The sequence below is a fragment of the Variovorax raffinosi genome (assembly GCF_051216615.1).
Classification (GTDB): domain Bacteria; phylum Pseudomonadota; class Gammaproteobacteria; order Burkholderiales; family Burkholderiaceae_C; genus Variovorax.
The window spans coordinates 161,212-175,728 of the sequence record NZ_JBPJZR010000008.1; the positions used below are offsets into that span (position 1 = coordinate 161,212).

Genomic DNA, 14,517 nt, shown 5'->3' on the forward strand with positions numbered 1-14,517 from the left:
AGGCCCCATGAGCGAATGGAAAACAATCTGCCGCATCGAAGACATCCCGGTGTTGGGCGCGCGTCGCGTGTCGCGCCCTTCGGGCGTGGACGTTGCCGTGTTCCGCAACGCCGAGAACGAGGTGTTCGCCCTGCTCGACCGCTGCCCGCACAAGGGCGGCCCGCTGAGCCAGGGCATCGTGTTCGGCAACAGCGTGGCTTGCCCGCTGCACAACTGGGCGATCGGGCTGGACGACGGCTGCGCGAAGTCGCCCGACGAAGGCTGCACGCCGCGCTTTGCGGTGAAGCTGGAAGACGGCGTGGTGCATCTCGATGCGCGCGAGCTGGCGACGCATGCGGTGGACCTGCCGCGCCCGGTCGCTGGTCCGAAGGCTTTCGCGGTGTTGTCCCCTCTCCCCCTGGGAGAGGGCTAGGGTGAGGGCCGCGGCGTGAGCACGAACAACAGCGTGTCCGTCGGGCACGCCGCGAGCCCCCTCCCCAACCCTCCCCCGGGAGGGGAGGGAGCAAGAAGGGAAACCCGCTCCACCTGCCCTTACTGCGGCGTGGGCTGCGGCGTCATCATCGAATCGAACGGCGACGAGATCACCGGCGTGCGCGGCGACCCCGACCACCCCGCCAACTTCGGCCGCCTCTGCACCAAGGGCTCGACGCTGCACCTCACGGCCAGTGCCACCGTCACGCGCCAGACCCGCCTGCTGCAGCCGATGCAGCGCACGGCACGCGGCGAAGCGCCGATGGTGATCTCGTGGGACACGGCGCTGGACAACGCCGCCGGCAAGTTCGCACAGGTGATCCGCGATCACGGCCCCGACGCGGTCGGCTTCTATGTCTCGGGCCAGTTGCTGACCGAGGACTACTACGTCTTCAACAAGCTCGCCAAGGGACTGATCGGCACCAACAACGTCGACACCAACTCGCGCCTGTGCATGAGCAGCGCGGTCGCCGGCTACAAGCAGACGCTGGGCGCCGATGCGCCGCCGGCCTGCTACGACGACCTGAAGCATGCGCAGTGCCTCTTCATCGTGGGCAGCAACACGGCGTGGGCGCATCCGATCCTGTTTCGCCGCATCGAGGACGCGAAGGCCGCGAACCCGCCGCTCAAGATCATCGTGGCCGATCCGCGCCGCACCGACACGGTCGAGATTGCCGACCTGTTCCTGCCGATCCAGCCCGGCACCGACGTGATGCTCTTCAACGGCATGCTGCACCTGATGCTGTGGGAAGGCTGGATCGACACGGCCTACATCGCGGCCCACACCAGCGGCTTCGATGCGCTGAAGGCGACGGTGCGCGAATGCACGCCGGACAAGGTGGCGCAGGTCTGCGGTATCGGCAAGGACGACCTGCTCGAAGCGGCGCGCCTCTTCGCCACCTCGCCCGCCACACTGAGCCTGTATTGCCAAGGCCTGAACCAGTCGTCGAGCGGCACCGCGAAGAACGCGGCGCTGATCAACCTGCACCTGGCGACCGCGCAGATCGGCAAGCCGGGCGCCGGTCCGTTCTCGCTGACCGGCCAGCCCAACGCGATGGGTGGGCGCGAAGTCGGCGGCCTTGCCAACCTGCTGAGCGCGCACCGCGACCTGGCCAACCCGCAGCATCGCGCCGAGGTTGCGGCGCTGTGGGGCGTGCCCTCGGTGCCCGAGAAGCCCGGCAAGACGGCGGTCGAGATGTTCCAGGCCGCCGCCGATGGCGAGATCCGCGCGCTGTGGATCGCCTGCACCAACCCCGCCCAATCGATGCCCGATCAGGCCACCGTGCGCCGCGCGCTCGAACGCGCCGAATTCGTCGTGGTGCAGGAAGCCTTTGCCACCACTGCCACCTGCACCTTCGCCGACCTGCTGCTGCCCGCCACCACCTGGGGCGAGAAGGAAGGCACCGTGACCAACAGCGAGCGCCGCGTCTCGCGCGTGCGACCGGCCGTTGCAGCGCCGGGTGAAGCACGCAACGACTGGTCGATTGCGGTGAGCTTCGCGCAACGGCTCGAAGCGCTGCTGGGCCTTCGCAAGCCCACGCTGTTCCCTTACGAGACCGCCGAATCGGTCTGGAACGAACACCGCGAATCCACGCGCGGGCGCGACCTCGACATCACCGGCATGAGCTACGCCATGCTCGAAGCCGCCGGCCCGCAGCAATGGCCGCTGAAGGAAGGCGAAAGCACCGGCCGCGCACGCCTGTACGAAGACGGCGTGTTCCCCACGCCCGATGGCCGCGCCCGCTTCGTCGACACCGTCTACAAGCCGGTGGCCGAAGCGCGCGAGGCCCGCTACCCCTTCTCGCTCAACACCGGCCGCCTGCGCGACCAGTGGCACGGCATGAGCCGCACCGGCACGGCCGGGCGCCTGTTCGGGCACGTGTCGGAGCCGGTGGTGCAGATGCATGCACAGGACATGGCGCGGCGACAGCTCAAGGAAGGCGAGCTGGTGCACGTGACGTCCAAGCGTGGCTCGATCCTGCTGCCCGCGCGCGCCAGCGGCGAGGTGGGTCTGAACCAGGCCTTCATCGCGATGCACTGGGGCGAGGAATACCTGAGCGGCTGTTCGTCCAGCGGCACGCGGCTGGCCGGCATCAACGCACTGACGACACCGGCCTACTGCCCCACGTCGAAGCAGCCCGAGCTGAAGCACACGCCGGTGAAGATCCTCAAGGCCGAGCTGCCGTGGTCGCTGCTGGGCATGGCCTGGCTGCCTGCCGACAGCGCACTGAGCGCGCACCGTGCGTTGCAGCCGCTGATGGCGTTGTTTCCGTTCGCGACCTGCGTGCCGTTCTCGGGCAACACGCCAGGCGCGGAACGCAGCGGGATCCTGTTTCGCGCCGCTGCGCACGATGCGCCGGCCGATGCGCTGCTGGTGCAGATCGAAGCCCTGCTCGGCCTGCAAAGCTTCGACACCCTGCGCTATGCCGACCGTCGCCGTGGCCAGCGCCGCTCGGCGCGGCTCGTGCGCCGCAGCGACGACAGCGCGGGCCTCGAAGCCTTTTTGCTCGCCGGCGACACCAGCGCCGAAGCCTGGATCGCCACGCTGCTGCGCGAGGAACTGCCGGCGCAAAGCTATGGCCGCCTGCTGCTGTCGCCCGGTGCGCGCGCGCCGCTGGCGGTGCAGTCGCGCGGCAAGCCGGTGTGCACCTGCTTCAATGTGACCGACCTGGCCATCGAGGCGGAACTCGGTCGATGCAGTGGCACGCCGGACGAACGGCTTGCGGGTCTGCAAGGTGCGCTGAAATGCGGCACGAACTGCGGGTCGTGCATTCCGGAACTCAAGCGGATGGTGCGGGCGACGCCGGTCGAGGCGGAGGCGGCGCTGTGACGGTTCGCCGCGCTCGACGGTCTTGTTCCCTCTCCCCTCGGGGAGAGGGTCAGGGTGAGGGGGCAGCAGCGCGCCCATCGCCCACGCCGTTATCCCTCACCCCAGCCCTCTCCCCAAGGGGAGAGGGAGCAATGCATAAGCCAACTCACATTCCGGCATAAGCGTTGCAGGACAATCGCCCCACCCATGGGAATCAGCCAATACATCAAGGAAATCGGCCGCGGCGCGCGAGGCGCCAAGCCGCTCACGCGCGAACAGGCCACCGACCTGTTCGGCCAGGTGCTGGACGGCACCGTCACCGACCTGGAAATCGGCGGCTTCTGCCTGGCCATGCGCATCAAGGGCGAGACGCCGGAAGAAATGGCCGGCTTCCTCGACGCCACGCATGCGCGGCTGCACCACATCCCCGCCACCGATCGCCCGCTGATCGTGCTGCCCAGCTACAACGGCGCGCGCAAGCTGCCGGTGCTCACGCCGCTGCTGGCGCTGCTGCTGGCGCGCGAAGGCCTGCCGGTGCTGGTGCATGGCAGCGCGAGCGAAACCTCGCGCGTGCTGGCGTCGAACGTGCTCGCGGCGATGGACATGCCGCCGCTCACGGCCATCCGCGCCATCGCTTCGGGCGAAGTGGCCTTCGCCCCCACCGAGCTGCTGAACCCCGCGCTCAAGCGCCTGCTCGACGTGCGCCGCGTGGTCGGCCTGCGCAATCCAGGCCACAGCGTAGTCAAGCTGATGCAGCCCACCACCGGCCCCTGCGTGGTGGTCGCAAGCTACACGCACCCCGAATACGCCCGCACCATGGGCGAGACCTTCGAGCTGATGGGCATGACCGCCCTGCTCTCGCGCGGCCTCGAAGGCGAAGTGGTGTCCGACCCGCGCCGTACCGCGCAGATCGACGGCTTCGTCCGCGGCGTGCGCACCGAACTGCAGGCGCAGGCCAGCGGCACCGTTGCCGACGTGCCGGGCCTGCCGAAAGAAATCGACGTCGCCACCACGGCCGGCTACACGCGCCGCGTGCTGGACGGTGAGCTTCCCGTGCCCGAGGCCATCGCGACGCAAGTCAGGCACATCACGCAACTGGCATCCCACGCATGAACACCCCATCCACCTTTCTCATCACCGGCCGCTGCACGCTGGTGGGCGCCGGCCCCGGCGACCCGGAACTGCTGACCGTCAAGGCCGTCAAGGCGATCCAGGCGGCCACCGTGCTGCTGGTGGACGACCTCGTGAACGACGAGATCCTGGCCTATGCGCGGCCCGACGCACGCATCGTGCACGTGGGCAAGCGCGGCGGCTGCAAAAGCACGCCGCAGGCTTTCATCGAGCGGCTGATGATCACCGCGGTGCGCGAAGGCGAGACCGTGGTGCGACTCAAGGGCGGCGACCCGTTCATCTTCGGCCGGGGCGGCGAAGAGGTGGAGCACCTGCGTGAAGCCGGCATCGAATGCACCGTGGTCAACGGCATCACGGCCGGCCTGGCCGCCGTGACTGCGCTCGGCGTGCCGCTCACGCACCGCGACCACGCGCAGGGCGTGGTGTTCGTCACCGGCCATGCCAAGACCGGCGCTGGGGCTTCCGAAGACCCGACCGATTGGCGCGCGCTGGCCGCGACCGCGTACAACGCGCGGCTCACGCTCGTGATCTACATGGGCGTGGCAGGTGCGGGCCACATCGAACGCGAACTGCTGCAGGGCCTGCCGGGTGACACGCCCGTGGCGGTGATCCAGCATGCGAGCCTGCCGCACCAGCGGCACATCGCGACCACGCTCGACAAACTACAGAGCGGCATCACGGAAGCCGGCCTTGCGAGCCCGGCGGTGATCGTGGTGGGTGACGTGCTGCGCGGGTTGGCAGCGGCGGCGCTGCCGGTGCCGCAAGCGGCGGGCCGCTTCGGCACCTGACCTCGCCTCACCTGCGCACGGCGCCGCTCACCCGAAGTACGGGTGCTCCGAGACGAAGAGCGCCCGCTTGACGAAAGTACGCCACTGCGCCGGCGCACGGTTGCCCAACGCGACGAGGCCCGCGCTGTAGGCATGGGCACGCAACTGCGGCGTCACGCCGGCGAGCGTTCCCTCTGCGTAGCGCGCGTCCTTGCCGGCCTCGATCGCCGCCACGAACGCGCGCAACTTGGCGGCGTCCTCAGGCAACAGGTTCTTCAGGAGTTCCAGCGGCTTGTCGGTCGATCGGCCATGCCGGATGGCCAGTCCGACGGCAGGCCAGAGCGCATCGAAATCGCTCACGGTCACCGACTGGTATGCCTCCAGTGCCTTGGTCACCTGCTTCTGGCTGGCGCCATCGGAAGCCCCGACGAACAGCACCAGCCGAAGTTGCCGGGCTTCAGTACCCATCTCGAAGGCCCTGTCCAGGCGCCCCCGGCTCATTTCGAAATAGGCACGGCCGGCGCCTTCGGGTGGTATGTCCTTGCCGGCCTCCAGCATCTGCTGGATCTTCAGGAATTCGGACTTGGCCGCGAGGTCGTCGATCGACACGGTCTCGCCCTGCTCGATGCGCCGGACCCGCGCCAGGTCGGCGGCCGCGTTGTTGCCGAGGAAGGGCGAGTTCGCACCCGCTCTTTCGTAGGCGCGGCGCGCCTCGGACCACGCCTGCTCGCCGGCCCACACATGCCCTGCCGCATAGGAGAACCAGGCGCTCTCGGGGTGCTCGGCCGCGCCCTTCTTGTAGGCCGCATCCTTGACTTGCGGGTTGCCGATGCAGCGCACCACCAGGTAGGCCAGATCGCTGTTGGCAGGGTTGGCCTTCGCAAGCGCACGGTGTCGCTCGCAGACGCGCTCGCGCGCCTCGGGTGCGGTGGCAAGCTCCTGCTGCGCGCGCAGCGAGACGACTTCGAGCGGCGCACGGTCCAGGCGCGCGGCGATGACTCGCGCATGGCTCTCGGGCAGTTGCTGCTCGCCGGCGGCCAGCCAGTCCAGCAGATAGGCCGATTGGGTCGAATCCCAGGTTGAGTGCGCTTCGATCATGGCCTTCCGGTCGCTCTCGCTCGTCACCAAGCCCAGGTAGCTGTTGGCGGAGCGGCTATCGGGAAAGCTGATGACCGAGCGCGTGCCACCGCCGCCCTTGGTACTGATCTGCCGCGGCGGCGCCTCGAAGAGTGCATCGGCCGACTGGAACGACCAGCGCGGCGCGCCCAGAGGCCGGTCGGGCGGAGCCACGGCGTTGCCGTACACCGCCGTCCACGCGACCATCGGCGCCGCCCCGGCCACGTTGTAGACATAGCGCACCCCGATCAGCTCCGGGTTGGCCGAGAACGATTCGATCTCCTGCCCTTCGACCGTGCGCGCGCCCAGCGTGATCTTCTTGTCGGCTTCCACCTCGAAGCTGCGCTTGCCGCCCGGCGGCAGCGTCGCGCTGCTGCCGCCGACGCGCACCTTCACCTCGCGGTCGAGCCCGTTGTACGCAATCACGCTGGCGCTGCCCAGCGTGGTGCTGACGCCCATGAGGCTGGCGATCACGCCACCGGCCACGGCAAAGCGCGCGGCGCCGGCCCACCAGCCATCGGCCGTCTGGAAGCGCGACCACGCATCGAGCTTCTTCTGGCGCGGGCGCTCCTGGCCGTTCGTCAGCGTGGCGTAGGTGCCTGGCACCACCGGCGCGGGCGGCACCTCGCCGGCCGGCGCCTGCGACAGGGCCACGTCGCCCAGCCGCGCATCGGTGCGCAGCAACTGGTCGAGCGCCGCGCGCCGCAGGCTGCCGAGCGCGCGCACCATCGGCCTGACCCAACTGTCCGAAGCCTTGAGCCACTCGTTGATGTTTTCGCGCGTGGGGTAGCCGAAGTTGAATTCACCCACCATCGCCGACCAGCTCTCGCGCCCCATCAGGGCCAGCGCGTCGGGTCCGGCCTCGATGCCGGGCGCGTCCTTCGCGATCTCGGCCATGCCGGTGAAGAGCGCGCTCGCGTTCGCCACCACGCGCTGGGCCTCGGCCTCGTTGGTCTTGCGCTTGGCGGTGACCATGGCCAGGGTGTTGAGCATGGCCGACTGCAGGTCGATCAGGTTCGCTTCGACGTGCTCGGCGTAGTGCAGCAGTCGCAGCTGGGCCAGCCAGCCGGCCTCCCATTCGGGCCCGAGCACAGCGGCCAGCGCGCGTGCGGTGGAGCGGCAGAGGCGGTCGTGCGCTTCGAGTTCGCGCTCGACCTCGGTGATGTCGCGCGCCACCTCGTCGATGGCGCCCGCCAGCTCGCGCTTCTTGATCGCCTTGCCGCGATGCTCCAGGCGCGGCCCTTCGCTGCGGGCGATGCCATCCTGCACCGCCACCAAAGCGGCGCGTTCGTGCAGCAGCGCATCGAGCCGCTCGAGCGCGCCCGACAGCGATTCCGGATAGAGCCCGGGCAGCGCGGCCGCGGCCTGCGAGGCACCGATGCGGTCGAAGAGTTGTTCGGCCGTGTGCTGCGAACGGGTGACGGCCCGCCCGAGGTACACGCCGCGGTAGCGCCGCTTGTACGACTCGCGGTTGTATTCGGCGTCGAGCGCCTCCTGCATCGCTTCGCGCGTGGCGGTCTCGGGCGGCGGAACGACGTGGCTGATCAGTTCGCGGCAGATGCGCTCGCGAAAGGCCTGGGCTTGGTCGAACAGCGCCCAGGCGGAGTCTTCGCGGGTCTCGGCCGCCAGGTAGACCTTCTTCGCGTTGTCCTCGCGCTCGTGGCTGGCCGGGTGCGTGGCCCACATGCGCGACACCGACACCCGGTCGCGCTTGAAGATGCGATGCGCCGCGCGGCCGTCCGCCGGCACGGGCGGCGGAACGCCGTAGCCGGGGTCGTCGTAGATCACCCGCAGCTTCTGCAGGATGGTCGACTGGATGTCATAGAGGTCCGGCGCGGCGCGGCCCTTGTGCAACTGCTGGTTGGCGAATTCGAGGGCCCGGTCCCAGGCGGTGTCGGCGGCCTGCATCTTGTAGAGCGCGTCGATCAGCGCATCGCTGCCCGCCAGGCTCACCGACACGCGGTCGGCCTGGAACTCCATCTCGCGCGACAGGGCGCGGTCGGCCAGCACCACGACGCGGAACAGGCTGTCGACCACCGAGCGGATCGACCACACCAGCAGCGAGAACAGCCAGCCGATCCACGCAATGCGCACGTCGGTGCGCGAGAGGCCTTCGAGAAAGCGGTCGAGCCCGTCGCGCTTGGCCACGATGTGCGCGGCGATCTGCTGCGCCAGGTAGACCCAGCGGCCGACTGCCATGCTGCGCTGCGCGAAGTGCCCGAACTCATGCGCCAGCACCGCCTTGAACTCGGAGACGGTCAGCACGTTCACCAGCGGCAGGCCGATCTCCAGGTTCTTCTTCGAGGGAAGAAAGAAGTTGAGCAGCGAGAGGTCGTAGAACACCGCCGCATTGACCCGCGACGACACGTACACCTTGGCGGGTCGCGGTGCGCGGGCTTCGTCGGCGAGCCGGTGGAGGAAGGCAAAGAGCTGGGGATGCTCGGTCGCGGTGATTTCGGTCAGGCCGCCCATCTGTCCGCGCCGCACGAACACCAGCGCCTTCAGCATGAACACCGCGAGGAACGCCGCGCCGAGGCCCACGAGCGTCAGAAGCATTCCGTCGCGCGAGCCGTAGATCGAGGCACGTATGGAAAAGTATGCTTTCCAGGCCAGCCAGCCCGAGAACAGAAGATAGGCCGCCACGAACGCCAGCAGCGCCACCATCGCAAACCAGGCGTGCCGCCGGTAGGCGGGCGATGCTTTGGCGAGCTGATTCCCTGCGTCGGCGGGGCCCGCCGGATAAAGCTGATCCACCATGGTTTTTCCCTCTTCCTCACACAACAAATCGTCGTTCTTCGGACCTGCGGATCACATCGCTGGTCCATGCCACCGATAATTCCACTTCGCTGTGTGCGGATTCTTACATCTGCAAAAGAAACAAATAGAGGGGAAAAGTGCTCGAGAAACTCAATGAATTCACGGAAGGCCACGGCGAACTGCGCCGCGGCCAAGGACTGGTCACGGGAACGATTGCGCTGAGCCTGGGCATCCTGTGTTTTCTGGGTGTACTGGCCTTCCACTTTCCGCAGTACCTGACCACGCCGGAGTTGCGCAAGAGCTACAACGTCGACGTCATGCGCTACATCCTGCTGGTGGCCCTGGTGATCTCGGGCGGGCTGTCGCTGGTCAACATCATCTTCAACCGCTCGCGCTGGCTCTCGTCGGCCGCATTCCTGCTGGTGGCTGCCTCGGCGCTGCTGGGCGGGCACAAGGTGCCGGTGCACGACTTCGCGGACCACACGCCGTACATCGGCCTGGACTGGTTCATCCTCGACCTGCTGGGCTCGTCGCTGATCTTCATCTTCATCGAGAAGCTGTTCGCGCTGCGCAAGGACCAACCCGTGTTCCGCGAGGAGTGGCAGACCGACTTTCATCACTTCGTGGTGAACCACATGATCGTGGGCTTCGTGCTGCTGGCGACCAACCTGCTGGTGCACAAGCTCTTCGGCTGGGCCGCCAACGACGGCATCCGCGGCTGGATCGGCAACCTGCCGTTCTGGGCCGGCCTGCTGCTGATCGTCCTGGTGGCCGATCTCGTGCAGTACTGGACGCACCGCGCGTACCACGAGGTGCCGGTGCTGTGGCGCCTGCATGCGGTGCACCACAGCGTGAAAAGCATGGACTGGATGGCGGGCTCGCGCCAGCACATCCTCGAGTTGCTGATCACGCGCACGCTGGTGCTGGCGCCCATCTATGTGCTGGGCTTCAGCAAGGAAGTGATCGACGCCTACATCGTGGTGGTCGGCTTCCAGGCGGTGTTCAACCACTGCAACGTGAGCGTGCGGCTCGGCCCGCTGCGCTACATCATCGTCACGCCCAACTTCCACCACTGGCACCACAGCCAGGACATCGAGGCGCTCGACAAGAACTATTCGGCGCACTACGCCTTCCTCGACTACATCTTCGGCACCGCCGTCAAGAGCACCAAGCTCTGGCCCGAGAAGTACGGCGTGCTGGGCGACTACGTGCCCAACGGCTTCTTCAAGCAGCTGAAGTTTCCGTTCGTCTGGAAGGGATGATGCGCGCCGCTCTCAAGACCGCCGCGGTCGTTCTTGCCGCGGGCGCCGCCCTGCTGCTCACGGCCTGCGCCACGCGCCTGGACCTGCCGACCAAGGACACCGGACTGCGCCTGCGGGTGCAAAGCTCCGTCATCGCGCCGGGCAACGGGGGGGAACTCATCGCCGCCGATGCACTGGAGCCCGGCGACATCCTGCTGACCTCGATCGCCACGGTCAATTCCTTCGGCATCCGGCTGGGCACTTTTTCGCCGGTGAGCCATGCGGTGCTCTACCTGGGCGACGGGCAGATCGCCGAAGCCGTGGGCACCGGCGTGCGCGCGCGCCCGCTGGCCGAGGTGGTGGACGAAGAACAGATGGTCGTGGCCTTTCGCGTGCCCGGCGTCGACGCGGACAGTGCGGCGCGCATGCGCGCCTGGGCGCTGTCGCAGGTCGGTGCACGCTACAACACCGTCGGCGTGCTGCTCAATGCGCCGTTCGTGCTGAACCGGCGCCTGTGCGAACTGCCGCTGGTGCCGGCCTCGGTCAGCAGCTTCTGCATGAGCGGCATGGCCATGGTGCAGTTGGGCGCGAGCCGCAACGACCAGTTCTTCTGCTCGCAGTTCGTGCTCGAGGCCTACAAACAGGCCGGCCTGCCGATCACCAGCGCCGACCCGCGCTGGGTGAGCCCGGCCGACCTGCTGCACATGCGCGAAGGCGATGTGCCCTCGATTGCCGCAACGCAGCCGCTGCGCTACATCGGCCACCTGAAGTACAACCCGCCGCCGGTGCTGGCGGCAGACGGTCCTTGAGCGCGACCGCTTCCTCCCGCTTCGACGTCGTCGTGATCGGCGCCGGGGCCGCCGGGCTGTTCTGCGCCGGCGTGGCCGGCCAGCGCGGGCTCAAGGTGCTGCTGGTGGACCACAGCGAGAAAGTCGGCGAGAAGATCCGCATCTCGGGCGGCGGCCGTGCCAACTTCACCAACCGCGACCTCGACGTGCGCGCGCCGCAGCGGCATTTCATCGGCGACAACCCGAATTTCTGCCGCTCCGCCCTGTCGCGCTATGCGCCCCAGCAGTTCATCGATCTGGTGCAAAAGCACGGCATCGCCTTTCACGAAAAGCACAAGGGCCAGCTTTTTTGCGACGGCTCGTCACAGCAGATCGTCGACATGCTGCTGGCCGAATGCGTGGCGGGCGGTGTGGAGCGCTGGCAGCCGTGCAAGCTGGGGAAGATCGTCTTTTCTGCCGCTTCCGCTGATGGGACGGTCGCTGAATGCTATCAAATAGATAGCAATCGAGGCCTCATCGAGACTCCGAAGATCGTGGTTGCCACCGGTGGCCTGTCGATCCCGCAGATCGGCGCCAGCGACTTCGGCTACCGCATCGCCGAGCAGTTCGGCCTGCGCGTCATCACCCCTCGGCCTGCACTGGTGCCACTGACTTTCGGCGGCGACGCCTGGGCGCCGTACGCAGAACTGGCCGGCCTCGCGCTGCCAGTCCGAATAGAGACCGGCGCGAAGAAGGAAAAGATGGCCTTCCTCGAAGACCTGCTGTTCACCCATCGCGGCCTCTCGGGCCCGGCGGTGCTGCAGATTTCAAGCTACTGGAAGCCCGGAACCCCGTTGACGCTCGATTTCGCACCCGGCGTGGACGTGGCCGAAGCCTTGGGCGAGGCCAAGCTGCGCTCGAAGAAACGCATCGCCAACGAACTCGCCACGCTCGTGCCCTCCCGGCTGGCGGACGCCTGGGTCGGGCAAGACCCGGCCCTGCAGCGTCCCGTCAACGAGGCGGCCGACAAGGCGCTGGCACAGCTTTCAGAGCGCATCGCCCGCTGGCAGATCACGCCCAGCGGCACCGAAGGCTACAAAAAGGCCGAAGTGACCGCAGGCGGCGTCGACACCCGCGATTTGTCTTCCCAGACCATGGAATCGAAGCAGCCGGGCCTGTATTTCATCGGCGAAGTGGTCGATGTGACGGGTTGGTTGGGCGGATACAACTTCCAATGGGCGTGGGCAAGCGCCTATGCGTGCGCAACCGCGCTATAATCGCGGGCTAACTTTGGCCTTCCCTCAACGGCCGCAAAAATTTTTCAGTTGAGGAACCCCGGCTTTGGGCCTCGATCTCCCCGAGCCAACTTCAGTTCAACGAATCATCAATGACCACCATCCGCGTTAAAGAAAACGAGCCCTTCGACGTCGCTCTGCGTCGCTTCAAGCGCACCATCGAAAAGCTCGGCCTGCTGACCGACCTGCGCGCCCGCGAGTTCTACGAAAAGCCGACCGCCGAGCGCAAGCGCAAGAAGGCAGCCGCCGTCAAGCGCCACTACAAGCGCGTGCGCAGCATGCAGCTGCCCAAGAAGCTGTACTAAGCAACACCCGGGGCAGCCGGCCTTCGACGCAAGTCGCCGCCAGCGCCCCCGTTGCCTCAGCCGCGCCAGGGAAACCTGCCGCGGCTTTTGTTTTTTCTGAAAGGTTGCCGAATGACACTCAAAGAACAGATCACCGAAGACATGAAGACCGCGATGCGGGCCAAGGACTCCGAGCGCCTGGGCACCATCCGTCTGCTGCTGGCTGCGCTGAAGCAAAAGGAAGTCGACGAGCGCGTCGAGCTCGACGACGCCATGGTCATCGCCATCGTCGACAAGATGGTCAAGCAGCGCAAGGACTCGATCGCCGCGTTCACCACAGGTGGCCGCATCGACCTGGCCGACAAGGAAAGCGCCGAGATCAAGGTGCTCGAGGTCTACCAGCCCCAGCGCATGAGCGCCGAGGAAGTCGCCACCGAAGTGAAGGCCATCGTGGCCGAGCTGGGCGCCTCGGGCCCCGGCGACATGGGCAAGGTGATGGGCGCGGTCAAGACCCGCCTGGCCGGCAAGGCCGACATGGGCCAAGTCAGCGCTGCGGTCAAGGCCGCTCTGTCGGGCGCCTGATGAGCGACAGCAGCAACCCCTCGGTCACGATCCCCAAGGCCTGCGCCTGCCTGGTCGACGCCAGGGGCCGGCTGCTGGTCTTTCGCCATCCCGAAGACGGCAACATGCAGTTGCCCAAGGGCACCATCGAACCCGGCGAGTCGCCCGAGGTGGCGGTGCGCCGCGAGCTGCTCGAGGAATCGGGCATCGACTACGCCGGCGCGCTGCATTCGCTCGGCACGCTGGACCGCGAATGCGAGGCCGGCGTCGAGGGCAACACGCATCGCCATCCGCAGTTGTGGCACCTGTTCCTGATGCGCGCCGACCGCGCACTGCCCGAGACCTTCGAGCACACCGCCACCGGCAGCCCCGAAGAAGAAGGCCTGGTGTTCTCGTTCAGTTGGCTCACCGTCAGCGACTCCATCGAGGACTTCGCCCTGCCCTACCGCCAGACCATCGAGCGCGTCCGCGCCGCGCTGCTGCTCGCGGCCTGAGCCACCTGCCGCTCAGGCCTCAGGCCATGGCGCGAACCGCCATGTAGAGCCCCAGCAGCGCCAGCCCGATCAAGAAGCAGCGCCGGAACACCGCCACCGACAGCCGCTGCCGCAGCCAGGTCCCGAGCACCATGCCGACGATGGCCGGCACCAGCATCGCGACCGATCCGCCCACCGCCGACATCGGATAGCTCCCGTTGCCTGCCAGCCCGATGGCCAGCACCACGGTCGAGGTGGTGAACGAAATCCCCATCGCCTGAATCAGCGAATCGCGCTGGAACCCCAGCGCCTGCAGATAAGGCACGGCCGGCACCACGAACACGCCGGTCACCGCCGTCACCAGACCCGTCGCGGCGCCCACCAGCGGCCCCATCCAGCGCTCATGCGCCGGCGGCACATGCAGTTGCCGCCCCGTCAGCCCCCAGAGCGCGTAAGCCACCAGCGCCACGCCCAGCGCCACCGACGCCCACGCCCCGGCCGGCACGCCGAGCCACAACGCGCCGCCCAGCGTTCCCACCACGATCCCGACCTGCATGCCGCCGATGCGCCGCAGCACCGGCATGAAGGTCGCGCGCGGCCCGGTCTGCCAGATGTTCGTGACCAGCGACGGCACGATCAGCAGCGCCGCCGCGCGCACCGGCGCCATCCACAGCGCGAGCAGCGCCATCGACACCGTCGGCAGCCCGAGCCCGATCACACCCTTGATCACGCCGGCCAGCAGAAAGACTGCGGCAGCCGCGGCCCAGTGGCTCATCCATTCGTTTGAAATCGTCATTTCCGGGGAGTCTGCCGACCGGCGCCGCGCCTGAAAATGCGGCATTGGC

General features: G+C 67.8%; 12 protein-coding genes. 10 read left to right on the forward strand and 2 right to left on the reverse strand.

The features are described 5' to 3' along the window. Positions 1–7: 7 nt before the first annotated feature. From nirD to cobA, 4 genes are all read left to right on the forward strand, one after another. Complete coding sequence (nirD, locus tag ACSFB7_RS23275; RefSeq protein WP_435474381.1) at positions 8–412, forward strand: nitrite reductase small subunit NirD; 405 nt, start codon at positions 8–10, stop codon at positions 410–412. A gap of 15 nt (positions 413–427) precedes the next feature. After that, on the forward strand, positions 428–3,301 hold the full coding sequence (locus ACSFB7_RS23280; protein WP_435474383.1) for a nitrate reductase: 2,874 nt from the start codon (positions 428–430) through the stop codon (positions 3,299–3,301). A 186-nt stretch (positions 3,302–3,487) separates the two neighbouring features. After that, entirely contained in the window at positions 3,488–4,393 is a 906-nt protein-coding gene (gene ybiB, locus ACSFB7_RS23285; RefSeq protein ID WP_435474385.1) for a DNA-binding protein YbiB, read from the forward strand. Further along, entirely contained in the window at positions 4,390–5,199 is an 810-nt protein-coding gene (cobA, locus tag ACSFB7_RS23290) for a uroporphyrinogen-III C-methyltransferase (RefSeq protein ID WP_435474387.1), read from the forward strand. Before ybiB ends, cobA begins: the two co-directional genes overlap by 4 nt. Positions 5,200–5,226: 27 nt before the next feature. Here cobA and ACSFB7_RS23295 read toward each other — a convergent pair whose 3' ends face one another. Further along, positions 5,227–9,051 carry a M48 family metallopeptidase gene (locus ACSFB7_RS23295; protein WP_435474389.1) on the reverse strand — a complete coding sequence of 1,275 codons (3,825 nt, stop codon included), beginning with the start codon at positions 9,049–9,051 and terminating at the stop codon, positions 5,227–5,229. Between the two features lie 137 nt (positions 9,052–9,188). On the opposite strand from ACSFB7_RS23295, the gene ACSFB7_RS23300 reads away from it, so the two are divergent. The 6 genes from ACSFB7_RS23300 (at position 9,189) to ACSFB7_RS23325 (ending at position 13,693) form a co-directional block, all read left to right on the forward strand. Further along, positions 9,189–10,313, forward strand: coding sequence for a sterol desaturase family protein (locus tag ACSFB7_RS23300; RefSeq protein WP_435474391.1), 1,125 nt, complete (start codon positions 9,189–9,191; stop codon positions 10,311–10,313). Next, positions 10,313–11,101 carry a YaeF family permuted papain-like enzyme gene (locus tag ACSFB7_RS23305; protein ID WP_435474393.1) on the forward strand — a complete coding sequence of 263 codons (789 nt, stop codon included), beginning with the start codon at positions 10,313–10,315 and terminating at the stop codon, positions 11,099–11,101. The genes ACSFB7_RS23300 and ACSFB7_RS23305 overlap by 1 nt, the downstream gene beginning before the upstream one ends. Then, the gene (locus ACSFB7_RS23310; RefSeq protein WP_435474395.1) at positions 11,098–12,336 is read left to right on the forward strand and encodes a BaiN/RdsA family NAD(P)/FAD-dependent oxidoreductase; all 1,239 of its coding nucleotides are present in this window, start codon (positions 11,098–11,100) and stop codon (positions 12,334–12,336) included. The genes ACSFB7_RS23305 and ACSFB7_RS23310 overlap by 4 nt, the downstream gene beginning before the upstream one ends. Before the next feature lie 110 nt (positions 12,337–12,446). Next, positions 12,447–12,659 carry a 30S ribosomal protein S21 gene (gene rpsU, locus ACSFB7_RS23315; RefSeq protein ID WP_007833691.1) on the forward strand — a complete coding sequence of 71 codons (213 nt, stop codon included), beginning with the start codon at positions 12,447–12,449 and terminating at the stop codon, positions 12,657–12,659. 111 nt (positions 12,660–12,770) lie between these two features. Beyond that, the gene (locus ACSFB7_RS23320; protein WP_435474396.1) at positions 12,771–13,220 is read left to right on the forward strand and encodes a GatB/YqeY domain-containing protein; all 450 of its coding nucleotides are present in this window, start codon (positions 12,771–12,773) and stop codon (positions 13,218–13,220) included. Then, entirely contained in the window at positions 13,220–13,693 is a 474-nt protein-coding gene (locus ACSFB7_RS23325; protein WP_435474398.1) for an NUDIX domain-containing protein, read from the forward strand. Before ACSFB7_RS23320 ends, ACSFB7_RS23325 begins: the two co-directional genes overlap by 1 nt. 19 nt (positions 13,694–13,712) lie before the next feature. Here ACSFB7_RS23325 and ACSFB7_RS23330 read toward each other — a convergent pair whose 3' ends face one another. Beyond that, the gene (locus tag ACSFB7_RS23330) at positions 13,713–14,468 is read right to left on the reverse strand and encodes a sulfite exporter TauE/SafE family protein (protein WP_435474400.1); all 756 of its coding nucleotides are present in this window, start codon (positions 14,466–14,468) and stop codon (positions 13,713–13,715) included. Positions 14,469–14,517: the final 49 nt, after the last annotated feature.